The 16,292-nt window shown below is 61.2% G+C and carries 18 protein-coding genes; 9 read left to right on the forward strand and 9 right to left on the reverse strand.

Going from position 1 to position 16,292, the window contains the following annotated elements; genetic code table 11:
- Positions 1-7 precede the first annotated feature (7 nt).
- Entirely contained in the window at positions 8-1,108 is a 1,101-nt protein-coding gene (locus tag SynMINOS11_RS07275; RefSeq protein ID WP_255445341.1) for an efflux RND transporter periplasmic adaptor subunit, read from the reverse strand.
- Positions 1,109-1,238: 130 nt separating this feature from the next.
- Between SynMINOS11_RS07275 and SynMINOS11_RS07280 the strand changes: the two genes are divergently transcribed.
- On the forward strand, positions 1,239-2,555 hold the full coding sequence (locus tag SynMINOS11_RS07280; protein ID WP_186547609.1) for a cation:proton antiporter: 1,317 nt from the start codon (positions 1,239-1,241) through the stop codon (positions 2,553-2,555).
- Positions 2,556-2,566: 11 nt separating this feature from the next.
- The gene (locus SynMINOS11_RS07285; RefSeq protein WP_186547611.1) at positions 2,567-3,253 is read left to right on the forward strand and encodes an esterase/lipase family protein; all 687 of its coding nucleotides are present in this window, start codon (positions 2,567-2,569) and stop codon (positions 3,251-3,253) included.
- A gap of 96 nt (positions 3,254-3,349) precedes the next feature.
- Here the strand turns inward: SynMINOS11_RS07285 and psbA (SynMINOS11_RS07290) are convergent, their stop codons facing one another.
- The 3 genes from psbA (SynMINOS11_RS07290) to SynMINOS11_RS07300 form a co-directional block, all read right to left on the reverse strand.
- Complete coding sequence (psbA, locus tag SynMINOS11_RS07290) at positions 3,350-4,429, reverse strand: photosystem II q(b) protein (RefSeq protein WP_011935857.1); 1,080 nt, start codon at positions 4,427-4,429, stop codon at positions 3,350-3,352.
- A gap of 234 nt (positions 4,430-4,663) precedes the next feature.
- Complete coding sequence (gene psbA, locus SynMINOS11_RS07295; RefSeq protein ID WP_186547612.1) at positions 4,664-5,740, reverse strand: photosystem II q(b) protein; 1,077 nt, start codon at positions 5,738-5,740, stop codon at positions 4,664-4,666.
- Positions 5,741-5,878: 138 nt separating this feature from the next.
- Positions 5,879-7,153, reverse strand: a complete 1,275-nt coding sequence (locus SynMINOS11_RS07300; RefSeq protein WP_186547614.1) for a YcjF family protein — start codon at positions 7,151-7,153, stop codon at positions 5,879-5,881.
- Positions 7,154-7,195: 42 nt separating this feature from the next.
- On the opposite strand from SynMINOS11_RS07300, the gene SynMINOS11_RS07305 reads away from it, so the two are divergent.
- From SynMINOS11_RS07305 to SynMINOS11_RS07320, 4 genes are all read left to right on the forward strand, one after another.
- Positions 7,196-7,720 carry a hypothetical protein gene (locus SynMINOS11_RS07305; RefSeq protein ID WP_186547617.1) on the forward strand — a complete coding sequence of 175 codons (525 nt, stop codon included), beginning with the start codon at positions 7,196-7,198 and terminating at the stop codon, positions 7,718-7,720.
- 22 nt (positions 7,721-7,742) lie between these two features.
- Positions 7,743-8,237 carry a hypothetical protein gene (locus tag SynMINOS11_RS07310; protein ID WP_186547619.1) on the forward strand — a complete coding sequence of 165 codons (495 nt, stop codon included), beginning with the start codon at positions 7,743-7,745 and terminating at the stop codon, positions 8,235-8,237.
- Positions 8,237-9,259, forward strand: a complete 1,023-nt coding sequence (gene trpS / locus SynMINOS11_RS07315; RefSeq protein ID WP_011935862.1) for a tryptophan--tRNA ligase — start codon at positions 8,237-8,239, stop codon at positions 9,257-9,259. Before SynMINOS11_RS07310 ends, trpS begins: the two co-directional genes overlap by 1 nt.
- 237 nt (positions 9,260-9,496) lie before the next feature.
- A complete protein-coding gene (locus SynMINOS11_RS07320) occupies positions 9,497-10,156 on the forward strand; it encodes a glycoside hydrolase family 24 protein (RefSeq protein WP_186547621.1) in 660 nt (219 codons plus the stop codon).
- Position 10,157: 1 nt separating this feature from the next.
- Here the strand turns inward: SynMINOS11_RS07320 and hslO are convergent, their stop codons facing one another.
- Both hslO and SynMINOS11_RS07330 read right to left on the reverse strand, forming a co-directional pair.
- Positions 10,158-11,066: an Hsp33 family molecular chaperone HslO gene (hslO, locus tag SynMINOS11_RS07325; protein WP_186547623.1), complete on the reverse strand. Its 909-nt coding sequence runs from the start codon at positions 11,064-11,066 to the stop codon at positions 10,158-10,160.
- Entirely contained in the window at positions 11,059-11,709 is a 651-nt protein-coding gene (locus SynMINOS11_RS07330; RefSeq protein WP_255445342.1) for an ABC transporter ATP-binding protein, read from the reverse strand. The genes hslO and SynMINOS11_RS07330 overlap by 8 nt, the downstream gene beginning before the upstream one ends.
- Positions 11,710-11,749: 40 nt before the next feature.
- Between SynMINOS11_RS07330 and SynMINOS11_RS07335 the strand changes: the two genes are divergently transcribed.
- Both SynMINOS11_RS07335 and SynMINOS11_RS07340 read left to right on the forward strand, forming a co-directional pair.
- Positions 11,750-12,193 (forward strand): DUF3531 family protein, encoded by a 444-nt coding sequence (locus SynMINOS11_RS07335; protein WP_186547627.1) that lies wholly within the window; start codon positions 11,750-11,752, stop codon positions 12,191-12,193.
- A 15-nt stretch (positions 12,194-12,208) separates the two neighbouring features.
- Positions 12,209-12,967 carry a 16S rRNA (uracil(1498)-N(3))-methyltransferase gene (locus tag SynMINOS11_RS07340; RefSeq protein WP_186547629.1) on the forward strand — a complete coding sequence of 253 codons (759 nt, stop codon included), beginning with the start codon at positions 12,209-12,211 and terminating at the stop codon, positions 12,965-12,967.
- Here the strand turns inward: SynMINOS11_RS07340 and SynMINOS11_RS07345 are convergent.
- Together SynMINOS11_RS07345 and SynMINOS11_RS07350 are read right to left on the reverse strand one after the other, a co-directional pair.
- Positions 12,936-13,385 (reverse strand): hypothetical protein, encoded by a 450-nt coding sequence (locus tag SynMINOS11_RS07345; protein WP_186547631.1) that lies wholly within the window; start codon positions 13,383-13,385, stop codon positions 12,936-12,938. The two genes, SynMINOS11_RS07340 and SynMINOS11_RS07345, sit on opposite strands and share 32 nt — an antisense overlap.
- A 30-nt stretch (positions 13,386-13,415) precedes the next feature.
- Positions 13,416-14,681, reverse strand: coding sequence for a tyrosine-type recombinase/integrase (locus SynMINOS11_RS07350; protein ID WP_186547632.1), 1,266 nt, complete (start codon positions 14,679-14,681; stop codon positions 13,416-13,418).
- Between the two features lie 160 nt (positions 14,682-14,841).
- On the opposite strand from SynMINOS11_RS07350, the gene SynMINOS11_RS07355 reads away from it, so the two are divergent.
- Positions 14,842-15,561, forward strand: a complete 720-nt coding sequence (locus SynMINOS11_RS07355; protein WP_186547634.1) for a DUF92 domain-containing protein — start codon at positions 14,842-14,844, stop codon at positions 15,559-15,561.
- Here the strand turns inward: SynMINOS11_RS07355 and SynMINOS11_RS07360 are convergent.
- A complete protein-coding gene (locus SynMINOS11_RS07360) occupies positions 15,506-16,285 on the reverse strand; it encodes a sigma-70 family RNA polymerase sigma factor (protein WP_186547636.1) in 780 nt (259 codons plus the stop codon). The two genes, SynMINOS11_RS07355 and SynMINOS11_RS07360, sit on opposite strands and share 56 nt — an antisense overlap.
- Positions 16,286-16,292: the final 7 nt, after the last annotated feature.

A 16,292-nucleotide genomic window follows, 5' to 3' on the forward strand; every position in this document is an offset into this window, starting at 1 on the left:
GTTCAGATCACTGGGCCGGCTTTGGCTGGGCAGGTTTGATCTGAACTGGCATGCCGTGCTTGAGGTTCATCAAGTTGGAGGTGATCACCATCTCCCCCGGCTGAACTCCTTCCAACACGGGGTAGAGGTTGTTTTGCACAGGGCCCACCTTCACCGGTGTTTGCAGCGCAAATTTGGTTCCCTCGGGCAAGTCTTTGAGCTTGTCAAGCGGCGCTTGGCCTGGCTGCTGCTCGAGCTGTTGGAAGCTGCCAACGCGGAAAACAAAATTTTGGCCTGAGGCGGTGGCTACGGCCGTGAAAGGAACCGCATCCAGTTTTTTGCTGCCGAGCTGAACGCTGGTGAGCACCCGTTGTCCGGTGCGGAGGGTGCCGTTGGGATTCTCAAAGATGGCTTTGACCAGCAATCCCTGGGTTCCGGCCTGGACGGCTGGATCGATGGAGCTCACCGTGCTGGTGGCGATCGGGTCGCTGAGCCCTGGCTTCAGCAACTTGACCGTTTGACCAACTTCCACGCGATCACCGAACTTGGCCGGAATATCAACGCGCGCTTCGAGCGTGTTGTTTTTCACCAACATGGTGAAGACATCGCCCTGGCGAAGCACATCGCCCAACTTGACCTTCACATCAGCGACGGTTCCCGCCATCGGCGAGGTGAGGTTGCTGTAGCCAACGGTGGCCTGCTGAGCAATCGCCCGCTCCCTTGAAGAGATGTAGGCCTGACGACGCGAGTCGCGCTGCATCTCAGAGACAGCACCCTGGGAAGCGAGGTATTCGTAGCGCTGGTAATTGAGCTTGTCGGTCTCTGCTTTGGCTACCTCACTGCGCAGCCTGGCGTTTTCCTGTTCCTGATCCAACACCAACAGCAGCTGGCCAGCCTTCACCAAATCGCCTTGGGCGATTTTCAACTCATCAATGCGGCCACCGGCCTGGGCTGCCAAGGCCACCAAGTCCTTGGCTTCCAGGGTGCTGACGGTCTGGATGTCTTCGGTGAACTCAACCTTTTTGACGGCCGTTTCCTGAACGGGAAGCGCCTGAAAAGGGGTACCCCCACAGCCGACCAATAGGACGCTGGTCCCGGCGAGGACCATCACGCTGGAGAAAAGACGCACCCCAATAGCCGTTGTTGAACGAATTATGCGGAGTTTGTCGCCATTCAGCAGCAGATAGAAACCAAATCTGCGGGTTCTTACTGACGGACTGATTTCGGGCCATAACCTTGAAAGGTCAACCAATAAATCGATGCCCGAGCTGAGTGCGCACAGCCTCGAAGTCACCGAGACCTTGATCAGCGGCGCCCGCTTCCTCGTGATCTTGGTCGCAGCGCGACTCCTCGCGGAGACGATGGTGCGCTTCAAGCTGCCCACGATCCTGGGGGAATTGGTCGCTGGTCTGATCGTTGGCATCTCCGGTTTGCACCTGGTGGTGCCACCGGAAACCCAATCAGCCTTGAGTGAAGGCTTTAGCGCCGTCTTAGGGGGATTAGCTCACGTACCAGGCGATGTTGTCGGCGAGCTCTATGCCGAAACATTCCCCAGCGTGGAGGCGGTCGCCAGCCTCGGACTGTTCTCCCTGCTCTTCCTCACCGGCCTGGAAAGTGATCTCGACGAGCTGGTCGCCGTTGGCGGCAAAGCCACCTCGGTCGCCATTGCTGGGGTTGTTTTGCCCTTTGCAATCGGCACGGCAGGACTGATGGCGATCTTCCAGGTGGACTTGATCCCAGCGGTGTTCGCCGGGGCATCGATGACGGCTACAAGCATTGCGATCACAGCAAGCGTCTTTGGGGAGCTGAAGATGCTGCGCTCATCGGAAGGCCAAATTGTTCTGGGCGCCGCAGTTCTCGATGACATCCTTGGCATCGTGATCCTGGCGGTGGTAGTCAGCCTGGCGAGCAGCGGTGCGTTGACGATCGGTCCGATCATCTCCCTTGTCGCTGCAGCGGTGGTGTTCGTGCTGGCTGCCATCGCCTTGAGCCGTAGCGCTGCCCCCCTGTTCGACAAGTTGATTGAAAACCTCAAAGCCACCGGTGAAATCGTGGTGGCGTCGTTTGTTGTGTTGGTGGTTTGCGCTTTCACCGCCACAGCCATTGGCCTGGAGGCAGCCCTTGGGGCCTTTGCTGCTGGCCTGATCCTTAGCAAGTCCAAACACCGCCACGACATTGAGCAACAGGTCAAACCCGTGGTGGCCCTGTTCGCCACGATCTTTTTTGTGCTCATCGGCACGAAGATGGACTTGAGCGTGGTGAACCCCTTTGATCCATCCAACCGAGAGGGATTGATCATTGCCGCCTTCCTCTTGGTGGTGGCCATCGCGGGCAAGGTGGCGGCCGGCTGGCTCTATGCCTCCAAAGAACCCACCAATCGCCTGGTGGTGGGCTTGGGGATGATGCCCCGCGGCGAAGTGGGCTTGATCTTCCTGGGCTTGGGCAGCCAGGCCAAGTTGCTGAGCCCCTCGCTGGAGGCGGCGATCTTGTTAATGGTGATCGGCACCACGTTCCTAGCCCCGCTGCTGTTGCGCTTTGTGCTGACCAAGAACGAACCAGCGGCTGAAGCCAGCTGAGAAGAAGCTCCATGCAACCGGTGGTGGTCCTCGGTGGGTTTCTGATCACCGATGAGGCCTACAGACCGATGGCTCAGTGGTTGCACGGGCAGGGCGACATTGATGTGAGCGTGGTGCATGCCAGCCGCTTGGATTGGTTGCTCACCAGCTCAGCTTGGGGCTGGCAGCGCTTGCTGCAACGCGTCGATCAAACCGTGCGGCAAGCCCGCCGTCGCTGCGCAGGAAAACCGGTGACCCTGATCGGCCATAGCTCCGGCGGGGTGATGTTGCGGCTCTATCTCGCTGAACGCGGCCTTGAGGGCGCCAGCCTCAACGGTCGCCAACTCTGCAATCGCCTGATCTGCCTCGGCAGTCCCCACCAGGCCAAGCGCGCCACTCGGCTGCGGGCGATGGTGGACCGGCTGCTCCCTGGCTGCGCTTGTGCGCCGGAAGTGGACTATGTCTCCGTTGCTGGCCATTTGGATCTGGCCAGCGCGCAAGCCAGCGGCTTTGCTCGCCGCAGCGCGGCCAACTCCTACAAGCAAATCGGCGCCAAGCCCGAGGATCCCGGCGATGGTTTAGTGCCCGTGAGCTCGGCCTGGCTCAAGGGTTCAAAGCTGATCGAGCTGGAGGCCACTGCCCATGGGGGCCTGTTTGGCCAGCCTTGGTATGGCTCGATCGAACGGGTCAGCCAGTGGTGGCCGCAAGCCAACAGTTAGTCACCGCGTTTTTGAACAACATCCGCACAACAAAAAGCCCCCTCCGAGGAGGGGGCTTTCCGATTCAGTTGATCTGAATCGTTTGTTGATTCCAGATCAACCGATGGCAGGAGCCTGGAGAGCCACAGGGGCGCTCTCGGCAGCAGCCAGGTCGAGGGGGAAGTTGTGAGCGTTGCGCTCGTGCATCACTTCCATGCCGAGGCCGGCACGGTTGAGGATGTCAGCCCAGGTGTTCAGCACACGACCCTGGGAATCCAGGATGGACTGGTTGAAGTTGAAGCCGTTCAGGTTGAAGGCCATCGTGCTCACGCCCAGGGCGGTGAACCAGATGCCAACCACAGGCCAGGCAGCCAGGAAGAAGTGAAGGCTGCGGCTGTTGTTGAACGAGGCGTATTGGAAGATCAGGCGACCGAAGTAACCGTGGGCAGCCACGATGTTGTAGGTCTCTTCCTCTTGGCCGAACTTGTAGCCGTAGTTCTGGGACTCGCTCTCGGTGGTTTCACGCACCAGGGAGGAGGTCACCAGGGAGCCGTGCATCGCGGAGAACAAGCTGCCGCCGAAGACGCCTGCCACACCCAGCATGTGGAAGGGGTGCATCAGGATGTTGTGCTCGGCCTGGAACACCAGCATGTAGTTGAAGGTGCCAGAGATGCCCAGGGGCATCGCGTCAGAGAACGAACCCTGACCGAAGGGGTAAACCAGGAACACTGCAGAAGCAGCAGCCACAGGGGCGCTGTAAGCAATGCAGATCCAAGGGCGCATGCCCAAGCGGTAGGAGAGTTCCCACTCACGGCCCATGTAGGCGTAGATGCCGATGAGGAAGTGGAAGATCACCAGCTGGAAAGGACCGCCGTTGTACAGCCACTCATCGAGGGAAGCGGCTTCCCAGATGGGATAGAAGTGCAGGCCAATGGCGTTGCTGGAAGGAACAACAGCACCGGAGATGATGTTGTTGCCGTAAAGCAGGGAGCCGGCGACAGGCTCGCGGATGCCGTCGATATCAACCGGGGGAGCGGCGATGAAGGCAACGATGAAGCAGGTGGTGGCAGCCAGCAGAGTCGGGATCATCAGAACACCGAACCAACCCACATAGAGGCGGTTGTCGGTGCTGGTGACCCACTCGCAGAACTGCTGCCACGCAGAGGCGCCGGAGCGCTGCTGAATGGTGGTTTGCATGAGTGCGTTTGGGGTGTGCCCGGAGGCGGTATGGATTCCCGGAACAATTTCCGGTCTCCGAATTGTAAACGAACATTGCGGGATGTAACGCGCCACCTTCATCGCTGCAGCTGATTCAACCGATAAGCCCGGCTGATGCCTCTTGCGCTCGCCTTGGCACAAAAAAAAGCCCCCGCCGGAGGGCGAGGGCTTGGCGGTTCAGCTGAGCTGAACCGGTCTTGAGAAACTTCAGCCTCAGCCGACGGCAGGAGCCTGGAGAGCCACAGGGGCGCTCTCAGTCGTTGCCAGGTCGAGGGGGAAGTTGTGCGCGTTGCGCTCGTGCATCACTTCCATGCCGAGGTTGGCGCGGTTCAACACGTCAGCCCAGGTGGGGACCACCTTGCCCTGCGCATCCAGGATGGACTGGTTGAAGTTGAAGCCGTTCAGGTTGAACGCCATGGTCGCAATGCCCATGGAGGTGAACCAGATGCCAACCACAGGCCAGGCAGCCAGGAAGAAGTGAAGGCTGCGGCTGTTGTTGAACGAGGCGTATTGGAAGATCAGGCGACCGAAGTAACCGTGGGCAGCCACGATGTTGTAGGTCTCTTCCTCTTGGCCGAACTTGTAGCCGTAGTTCTGGGACTCGCTCTCGGTGGTTTCACGCACCAGGGAGGAGGTCACCAGGGAGCCGTGCATCGCGGAGAACAAGCTGCCGCCGAAGACGCCTGCCACACCAAGCATGTGGAAGGGGTGCATCAGGATGTTGTGCTCGGCCTGGAACACCAACATGAAGTTGAAGGTGCCAGAGATGCCCAGAGGCATGCCATCAGAGAACGAACCCTGACCGAAGGGATAGATCAAGAAGACCACCATGGCCGCTGAGAGCGGTGCGGCATAGGCCACACAGATCCAAGGACGCATGCCCAGGCGGTAGGAGAGTTCCCACTGACGGCCCATGTAGGCCGAAATGCCAATCAGGAAGTGGAAAACCACCAGCTGATAAGGGCCGCCGTTGTACAGCCACTCATCAAGAGTTGCTGCTTCCCAGATGGGATAAAAGTGCAAGCCAATAGCGTTGCTGGAAGGAATAACAGCACCAGAAATGATGTTGTTCCCGTAGAGGAAAGAGCCAGCAACAGGCTCGCGGATGCCGTCGATATCAACCGGCGGAGCGGCGATGAAGGCGATGATGTAACAGATGGTCGCTGCCAGGAGGCAGGGGATCATCAGAACACCGAACCAACCCACATAAATGCGGTTGTCGGTGTTGGTGACCCACTGACAGAAGCTTTCCCAGCTACTGAGGCGACCACTGCGAACTGCGGTGGACATGAGGACGGAGTGATTGAGATGTATGCGGCCAAAAAATGGCAGCCCTTACAAAGTACGCATCAGCAATCGCTAAGACAAATAAAGTCACTCAAGTTTTTTAAGCGATGTAAAGAGAACGGCCTTATTCTTTTTGGAGTGTTAACTAATATTTAGCGACGTTGAGGAATGTTGCTTTAGCCAGCTGCTGGCTTGGTCGGCAAAGCCATTCCAATCCAGGCGCTCTTGTTCAGCCGCCTCAGCAACAATCACCGGCAGTCGGGCTTTGAGTTGACTCAACTCGCTGGCGGGGACTCCAGCAGCCAAAGCCAAGTAATCCGCCATCGCTCGCGCCAAGACCCGCGTGAAATAAGCGGCCGCCAAGGCCTGCAAGGCACCGCCAACGAGCCATGTGGCGCCATGCAGCTTGAGCAAACCAGCCAGCGCCTGGCTTCCCCACTCCAGGGCTCCCAAACTCAGGGCGCAGCGGCCAAGTTCCAGGGCGGCAGCTTGCAGTTGTTCACTGGTCCACTGGCAACGCCAGAGCTGCGCCATCTCCTTCAGCAGCAGGCCATTAATCACCGCCGCGAGCAACAAATCGGCCGAGGGAAGCGGGGAAGCAAAGACAGCCGCCGCCACGATCCATTGACTGCGCACCACAAGCGGCTGCAGGCGCTGACGGCGCTCAACCTCCAATTGCCGCTGCCAATGCCCGTGCAGCTGACGCAAACACCGCAACTGGGTCTGCTGGCGTTGACGCGTTAATGACGGAAGCGTGATCGGCAGAGCTTCATTGCGCTGCCAGAACTGAAAACGGGAACCCAACTGCGACGACCAGGCGGCCATCTGCTCAGCGCTGCCTTCAGCAGGGCCCAGCACCAGCAGAGGCAACTCCAGAGGCGCTGCTTCCAACCAGCGCAGATCGGCAGCACTGGGTGCAGCAGCCAAGGCATAGATGACCAAATCCGCCCGCAGCAGCTGCTCAGGCCAGGCCCAACGCTCAGGGGCCAACGGCAGGCTCTTGGCCAGGTGCAACTGAAGCGGCGCGCTCGATGGCAGTTTCTGCTTCAGCAGCTCCACCAACTCCAATTCGCCAGCTCCGGCCAGCACAACGTGACGATCCGGACGGTCGCCAAGCTGCTCAAGCTGTTCGAGTTGCTGCTGTTGTGGCTGGGAGGGCAGCTCAAGGGCGTCAAATTGCTCCAGCAAGCCGCGGCAGTGCTGCAGCAGAGCTTTGGGGGACTGGGGCAGCCGGTCTTCCGGCTGTTGGCGGCGACCGCCGATCCACCACAAGCCAGCAGACGCTGCCGCCAACAAACCAAGGGAGCTGGCGCCGCCATGGAGAAGATCGCCAAGCACCACACCACCACCGAGCAAGGCTGAGCCCACAAGGGCTGGCTTCAGCCAAGGGCGAGTGGCAAGCGCGGGGATCGGCATGAAACGGCGTTGACAGCCCCTGTCTAAGACCCCTCGCAAGGGATGGACGCTGTTTTTACCTTGGGAACGATGGGATCGCCACTGCCGCCACTACCGCGACTGCACCTTCAGCTGCAACGCTGCTGGGAGCTCCTGCTGGCCACTTCGGGCTGGGATGAAGGCTTGCCCGTCCCTGTACTCGATCGCAGCTGGCTGCAATTGGACATCCTCAGCATTGATGCGCTGCTGGGCCAATTCCCGGTCGACAGCTCGGCCCACGCACCGGAGTTGGTGCGCTTCCAGTCGCTGCTGGAGCAAGGAATGCCGGCCGATGAAGCCGAACAACTGTGCTGGCAAGACTTTGGCCCTGAGGCCTGCCATCGGGCCCTGCGCCGCTTCTGGCAAGAACAACAGCAGCCCAGCTGCCTGTGGAGTCTTGAGGACTACCTCACCTTGATTGAGCGCTACCGGCGCACTCTCCACAGCGGCAAGCCTGAATTGCCACTTTTGGTCCTGCCGCGCCGCGACGGCAAACAACGGCTGAGCTGTCACTGGCTGCCCAAAACGACCGGCGATAGGCCAAACTGAGCCGCTGCAACGGGCAGGGTTGATGGCCGATCAGGATCGGGAACAAGGAGGACGCGGGCGCTCTCGCCAAGGCAGCCAGCGCGATGGTGCTGGCGGCTTCCGGATCCGCCTAAGCGATAACGAATTGCAGGCGGCCCGCACGCTGCAAGAAGCCTTTCAACTGCGCTCCACCGTGGCCGTGCTGGGTTTCTCCCTGCGCACCATGGCTGATCTGCTGGAGCAGGGGGCCCTCGATGAGGTGATCAGTCAGCAGAAGCGCAGCGGTGGCGGCCGTCCCCCGCGCGGCGAACGCCGAGGCGGCGATGGCCAAGGCCAGCGCGATGCACGCCCCAACCCGTTTGCCCGTCCCAGCAAGCCTGCGGCTCCCGAGCCCGAGCCCGAACCCGCTGCTGAAGAACCTGCTGCTGCTGCTGACGAAGAGACAACAACGGAATCAGCAGCGGCCAGCGAAGAAGCCAGCGACGAAGCCAGCACCGAAGCGGCCAGCGAGGCCACTAGCACCGAAGCGGAGGCCTGATGGCAAGACCCAGGGTGCTGTCGGGTGTTCAGCCCACAGGGTCTTTGCATCTCGGCAACTGGCTTGGAGCCATCCGCAATTGGGTGGACCTGCAACGCAGCCACGACACCTTTTTTTGTGTTGTGGACCTCCATGCCATCACGGTCCCCCACGACCCGAAGCAACTCGCCGCCGACACGCGCTCGACGGCAGCGCTCTATTTGGCCTGCGGCATCGATCCGGAGCAGGCCACTGTCTTCGTGCAGAGCCAGGTCCCCGCGCACGCGGAACTGGCGTGGCTCCTCAACTGCGTCACGCCGCTGAACTGGCTTGAGCGAATGATCCAGTTCAAGGAAAAAGCCGTTAAACAGGGCGACAACGTGTCCGTGGGCCTGCTGGATTACCCGGTGTTGATGGCCGCCGACATCCTTCTCTATGACGCCGACCAAGTGCCGGTTGGCGAAGATCAAAAACAGCACCTCGAACTCGCCCGAGACATTGCGCAGCAGAGGATCAATAGCCGCTTTGGCAGCGAGGAGACGCCGGTGCTCAAGGTCCCCAAACCGATGATCATGAAAGAGGGGGCCCGTGTGATGAGCCTCACCGATGGCAGCGCCAAGATGAGCAAAAGCGATCCCAACGAGGGGGCGCGGATCAACCTGCTCGATCCACCGGAGCTGATCACCAAGAAGATCAAGCGCGCCAAAACCGACCCGGTGATGGGTTTGGAATTCGGCAACCCTGAGCGCCCTGAGGCCGACAACCTGCTTGGGCTCTATGCGCTACTCAGCGGCCAGAGCCGTGAGCAGGTGTCCAGCGAATGTGCCGAGATGGGCTGGGGACGCTTCAAACCCCTGCTCGCCGAGACCACGGTGGAGGCCCTCAGGCCGATTCAGCAGCGTTACAGCGAAATCAGTGCTGACCGCAGCGGCCTCGATCAGGTGCTGGCGGCGGGGCGGGAACGGGCCAGCGCGGTGGCCGAGCAAACCCTGCAACGGGTTCAAGAAGCCATGGGCTTCGCCAGACCCGCGACAGCTAATTAGTTTCTGAAGCAAAGATAAACAGAGGTAATCATTGGGCGCCTCGGCGGCCGTCCTCATCAAACCCTCAGACGCCGATACCCCTGATCTCAGCTCTGTCGCAGACTGCGACTTGCGCGTCTTGGCCCTTCTCTCGATTCGGCTAGGACGGCCTTCCGTGTTGGCAACCCTTTTCGTCGGGCAGAGCGTAAACAACCGTTAATTCGAAACACTGGCGGTCCGTCGATTAACAGCGACTGCATGGATCTGGCCCTCACTCTGCGATCTGGTCTTGGCTTGAGCTTCTGCGCCCTCAGTGGCGCTCTGGTCATCACCTCCGAAGGAAGTGCCTCCTACTTGCAATCCTCCATGGCTGCACGGGTTCTGACCGCGCGGCAGGAGCAAGCACGCCCGAGCTATGTGCTGACCCCTGAGCGCAAAGCTCTGCTCAACACCATTCGTTTTGCCGAAGGCACCTGGAAGAAGGGCTCTGACCTGGGCTACCGGGTGCTCTACGGAGGTTCCACCTTCAGCAGCTTTGCGAAGCATCCAGAAAAAGTGATCGTCAAGCGCTACACCAGCGCTGCTGCTGGCGCTTATCAGTTCTTACCCGGCACTTGGAAGATGGCTTCCAGCAAGCTGGGGCTTGGAGATTTCGGTCCCCGCAACCAAGACCAGGCCGCGCTGTTTTTAATTGAGCGCCGTAATGCCCTGGCCATGGCTGATCAAGGCGAGCTGACGCCGCAACTGCTGGCCAAGCTGGCTCCCGAGTGGGCCTCACTACCCACCCTGCAGGCGAAAAGCTTCTACGGCCAACCGGTCAAAAAGCACCAAGACCTCAAGGCCTTCTACGAAAAGAGCCTGGAGCAAGAACGCCGCCAAGCCGCTGGCATGGGACCAATCAGCCTGCTGCTGAGCTAGATCAAGCCGAACGAGGCAGCGCTTCAATCAGCGCTGCCAGCTCCTCGCCGCTGAAGCGATAGACCTCTCCACAGAAGTGACAGGTGAGCTCAGCTCCGTTGTCCTTCTCGATCATGTCGGCGAGCTCCTCGGCTCCCAGCAAGGCAAGCGCACCTCGACTGCGCTCCCGCGTGCAGGGGCAGAAGAACTCCACGGGTTGCTCAGCCTGCTCATCGGCCAGCACCTCAGGGTCCAGATCAGGGAACACATCCCGCAGCAGGGCATGCAGATCCCCTTGGCAGGCCTCCAATCGCTGTGAGAAGCCTGTGATTTCGCGGCAACGGTCTTCCAGCAAGGCCACCAAAGCAGGCTCACGGGCCGCCTTGGGCAGCACCTGCACCAACACGCCTCCACTGCAGCGGATCCCGCTGGAGTCGATGTGCTCGCCAACAAACACTGCTGAGGGGGTTTGTTCGGAGTGCAGCAGGTAGGAGGCCACGTCTTCACCAATGCAGCCACTCACCAGCTCCACCGTGCTGCTGTATGGGGGCCCTTGGCCCTCATCTCGCATCACATTCAGATAGCCCGTGCCAAGGGCTTGCTTGAAATCAAAGCTGGCCGGATCACCCACCAGATCAAGCTCGAGGCTGGGGTTTCCCACATAACCGCGCACCCGGCCATCCCGGCCGGCATCGACGCTGAGCCCTTTGAGGAGCCCATCGGATTGGGTTCGCAGGGTGACGCGGCCATGGGCCACCTTCATTGAGCTGGCCAGCAGCAGGCCAGCGGTCATGGCGCGGCCGAGCAGGGCACTGGCCAAAAACGAGAGCTGATGGCGCTCGCGGGCCATTCGAGTGGTTTCGGTGGTGGTGACCGCCACCAGTCGAATACCACCTCCTGCAGCCATCGCACGCACCAACCGATCAGCCATGGGCAGCGCGCGAAAGGCTGAATGGTACGCAGCGTCCTTGCTGCAGGAGGTAGGAGGCCCCAGCCACAGAATCAAACCCCTCCGGTTCGTGGGTGACGATGAGCACCAGCCGGTCGCGGGCCAGCTCGCCCACCAGACTCACCATCTCCTGACGCACTGACCAATCCAGACCGGCCGTGGGCTCATCGAGTAACAAGATGCCTGGCTCGCGCAGCAACTGCACCGCCAGAGCCAAGCGCCGCTGCTGACCGCCACTGAGGCGTTCGGGCGCCTGGGTCAGTGGCAAACCGGCCAAGCCCACTTGGGCTAAGGCCTGCTGCAAGCGTTCAGAGCTGAGGCGACGGTGCCCCAACTTGAGCTCTTGGCCCACCGTCAAACCAATGAAATGGCGCTCGGGGAATTGGAACACCAAACCACTGAGCCAGCGCCGTTGACGGGCGGTGGTGGGGGAACCTTGCCAGCTGATCTGCCCTTGATCCGGGCTGGCCAACCCAGCAATCAACTCCAACAAGGTTGTCTTACCGCTGCCGCTGCGGCCCACCACCAAGGCCGGACGCCCCGCAGCCAGCTTCAAACTCACTCCACTAAGGATCGCGGCCTCAGCTGCCGCCGGGTGATAAGCAACCTGATCAAGCTCCAGCACCCTTTGGCGTCCTCGCCGCACAGAGACCTAGCTTGACGCCATGGAAGTCCAGTTTCGCGAATTCGACGCTTTCGATTGCTGGTTCTGGTTGCGGTTTCCCAACCAACCGGGGCAGGGCGAACGCCAATACATCGAAGAGCTATTTAACAGCTGGTATTACCTGGGCCGGCTGGGCAGCTTCAACGCAGAAAACCTGCAAGTGCATGAGCAGGGCGCTGATGTGAGCTGGATGGCTTACGACAACGAAAGCGTGAGCGGCAGCTCCAATGCGTTGATGCACAACATCGGCGATATGGAATACCAGGACAACTGGGCACGCATTTGGTGTGATCTCGGCACGAGCGATGGCGTGGGCCTCGATGCCCTGATCAATGGGTTGCACAGTATTGATCGCGAGTACGTGGAGATCCTTGAGTTGCGGGTGGGCGGTATCAATGACGACTGGCCAGCAGAAGCTGGCGATGAACGTTTCTTTGAAGAGTGAGCCGAGGCGCTCGCCATGGCTGAACTGCGCCGGATCCTGATCACACCGCAGCGCTTAGCCGGCTGCGGACAGGATGTGGAACTCACCAGCGATGAACGGCACTACCTCGAGAAGGTGCTGCGGCTGCGGCCTGGCAGCCCCTTTGCCATCGTCGATGGCCAGGGCGGCTTGCACCAGGCCGAGTTACGCAGCAACGGTTGGGCGCAACAAGGGGCATGCGTGGAGCAACAACCACCCCAGCAACTCGAACTGGTGTTGTTGATGGGATTGATCCGCCGAGATTTTGAGGTTGTTGTGCGCATGACCTGCGAGCTGGGCGTCAATCAGCTCAGACCACTGCAGGCCCAACGCTCGGTTGTGGAATCCAAGGGTCAACGCCCACAGCGTTGGCAAAGGCAGCTGCAGGAAGCCTGTGAGCAGTGCGAGCGGCTCTGGCTGCCGCAACTGCACCCGGTGTCGAGCGCCATCGATGGCTTAAGCCAGGCCAAGTCAGCCGGGGAGCTGCGCTGCATTGGCGTGACCCGCGAAGCCGGCGTGCCGCTCTTAGCTGAGGTGTTGGAAGCAGCCTCACCGACACAACGTTGGCAGTTGGCCTGCGGCCCGGAAGGCGGCTGGACGGACGATGAGCGCCAAGCAGCTGCCGCTCATGGTTGGCAGCCCGTGAGCTTGGGACCAAACATCTTGCGAGCGTCCACCGCTGCCATCAGCGGCTTAGCCGTGATGCAACACCAAAGGCAGCGGCTCAGCGCGACAAATTCCCAACCATTTCTTTAAAACCAGCCAAGGCAGCGCCGGGGCGGCGGCGGCGGCGGGGCAGGACGTTGGCGGGGTTGAGCAATTCAGCCGCAAAGGTTTCGGTGCTGCGCACCGGAGCTGCTTTGGTTTCTGTCGCGCGCTGAGCAGCCAGCAACTCGGCAGTGGTGAGCGCTTTTTCCGGCTGGGCGGGGCTGGACTCGGGCTGCGCTTGGGCTGCTGCAGGCTGGGATTTGGTGGCTGCGGGCTTGGCTTGAGCGGCAGCTGGCTGTGCTGGTGCAACGCCTTGGGCAAACAGGATCGGCGCCTCTAAGGCTGCGCTGGCCTCATCGGCCTCGGGTTCTTCAGGCCTGGTGGGGGCAATCACCACATCGGTGTTGCTCTCTTCTGACAGCACCAAAAAAGGCTTGCGCTCACCACCAAGAAGCTTGTCCAGCACCACAGCTCACACCAAGGCCAGCGCTGATTATCAGGTGCAGATGTCCGGCTGTGTGGTTTCCGTTGGGCAGTGCAACATCCGCGTGCTCCTGGCCGCACCCAACAACTGACGCACGACCGGCTCGGAAACCCCTTGCTGGCGCCACTGGCGGGCGCACTCTTGGCGCAGTTCTGTGGCATTACAAAAGCTGTGACGCCGCAGGCCATCAGCCCAGCGGCGGGCCAACAGCGGCGGGGTTACATCAGGCAACTCACCCCAGAGGGGGGTCTCGCCAGGCCCATTGCATTGCTGCCAGAGCGGCTTCAAGGGCTCGGGAATTTGCAGACAGCGCTGCTGAGCCGAACGGCCCGAACGAATGCACAGCACTGGATTGCCATCGAGGCAGGTCCAATCGATGGGCCTGAGCTCAGCCGCCTCTCTTGGCCTCAAGCCAAGCCAACGAACCAGGGCATAGATGGGATCGCTGCGGCGCTCGTGGTCTAGCTCTTTGAGCAGTTCAGGATTGAGGGGCCTCAGAGGGAGGCTGCTGGCGTGGAGCGGCGGCAGAGAGGCAAAGGGGTTGTGCTCCACCAGGGCCGAGCGCAGGGCATCGGCGTAAAACGCATCAATCAAGCTCAACCGGCGCTGGGCTGTGGCGAGGCTGACGCTGCTCAGCACATGGTTGCGCCAGCGAAAGGCCGCGCCCTCGGTGATCGCCCCGGGCAGGCTGACATCGCTAAAGACCAGCAGCCGCCGCAGCTCCCGCTGCCAGGCCTGGCGCGTGCTGGCACTCACAGGCCGCAAACGCTGACGCGCGGCGACCCAACCCGCCACGGTGTTGGGCCGAAGGCGGGGGGCCGGCAGCGGCGGCAAAGGCCTGACGAGCTGGGCCAGAAACGCCTCACGCGCCTCCAAAAAATCTGGCTCCTCAAGCACCAATCCACGACTGCGGAAGCCGTTCATCAACAGCTCCACCAGCTCGGATTCATCAGGCCGGCTTGGGGTTGGCAGGGCTGCTGCTGAGAGTCGCTCACGCCAGCGGCGGGCACACTCGCGAGCCACCAGGCGAATTTCGCGCCCACGCAGCTGAAGCTCTCCGGCGCTGAGGCCCAGCAAACGCTCTACCTGCTCATGCACATCGGCCGCCAGGCGATGGGCTTGAACGAATGTCGAGGCGAGGTAGCGGCGAATGGAACGCCGGCCCAAGCTTTGTTGCAGCGCTCTGGGAACAGGGCGCACGTACCACCAACCAGCCGGTGGACCCGCCAATTCAACCAGACACTCATCCCAGGCAGCTGCAGCGACCTTGTCGCTCACTCCTCCTCCTGATGAGACGTGCCATTCAACACATCAACCAATATTGATAGCTCAAACCAATAAGCAGTATCTTAACCGTCACACAATCTCTTCTTATTCAAATATTTGCTTTGGTTTCTGGTGCTGTCCCGCTTGACTGGACCGGTTTTGCGCCATCGCCATGGGGGCCGTAGCGGCCTGGGGCCTCAGTGCCCTGATCAATGCCGGCCTGATCCTGCCGGTCAAGCGTGTGCCAGTACTGACGCGCAGCGGCTGGTGGCATGCCTGGGCCTTGGGAACCCTGCTGGGAGCCACGCTGGGATGGCGGGGCTGGCTCGCGGTGGTGCTCTATCTGGCCCTTGGCTCGGCAGTTACCAAGTTGGGCTTTGCCCGCAAGGCGGAACTGGGGATTGCAGAAGCCCGTGGCGGCCGGCGCGGCCCAGAAAACGTTTGGGGCTCAGCGGCCACAGGCGCAGCATTAGCGCTGCTGAGCCAACTGCCCGGAGCCCCAACCCATCTGTTGCTCGTGGGTTTTGTGGCCAGCTTTGCGGCCAAGCTCGGCGACACCTGCGGCAGTGAAATCGGCAAACGCTGGGGCCGCACAACCATCAGCTTGAGCCGATTGCAAGTGGTTACCCCAGGCACCGAAGGCGCCGTGAGCTTGGAAGGCACCCTCGCCAGCCTGGCTGGTGCTGGTGTGTTCAGCCTGATTGGTTGCAGCCTGTCGCTCGTGGGTTGGGAGCTGCTGCTGCCGATCAGCGTGATCGCCTGGCTCGCCACCTTGGTGGAGAGCTTGATCGGCAGCGAACTGCAGCCTCAGCTGCCTTGGCTCAGCAATGAAGGGGTCAATGCCCTGATGACGGCCATTGCCGCCGCGGCCGCGATGGTGGTGTTGCGTTGAACTGCTGCAGCGCCTGCTGACGCAGCTGTTGGAGGCGCCGATTCACGCGGCATGGCGACCAACCCAATTGACGTGCCAACTGGCGCTGACTCAAGCCTTGGTGCATCACGCCGCGTAAGAGGAGTTGATCATCCGGGCTCTGCGCCTCGATCCACTCCTCCAGTTCCGCTTCCGCCAAGCGTGCTTCTGGGGTAGGACGCTGATCGGCGGGCTCGAAAGCGCTGCCCTCAGGGGCGGCATCGAAGGAACGCAGATTCAAGGCTGCGCGCATCTGTAAAGCCATCTGCAGGCGCTCAACGCGGCAGCCGAGGCTGCGGGCCTGGCCGCGCCGATCCAGAGGCGGCAGGCCGGCTTGCTGGCGCTGGTTTTGCAACTGATCCCAACGGCTCAACAGCTGACGCAGCCGCCAAGGGGAGCGAATCAGGTGGTGCCGATCGCGCAGGTAGTGCTGCATTTGGCCGCGAATCAACGTGACCGCATAGGTGCTGAAGGCATAGCCGCGCTGCGGTTGGTAGCGCTGAACAGCATCGAGCAGCCCAAAGCAGCCCTGCTGAAACAAGTCGTCGTAGCAGGCGCTGCTGGCCTGGGAAAAGCGAGCGGCCTGCTGACGCACGAGATTGAGGTGGGCTTCAACAAGCCGGTTGCGAAGCTTGAGGCAACGGCTCTGGCCATAGCGGCGATGCAAGGCCAACAGCTCGGGCGTCGGCGCTTGAGATTTGGTCATCACGGTG

This window comes from Synechococcus sp. Minos11 (assembly GCF_014279855.1).
Taxonomy (GTDB): domain Bacteria; phylum Cyanobacteriota; class Cyanobacteriia; order PCC-6307; family Cyanobiaceae; genus RCC307.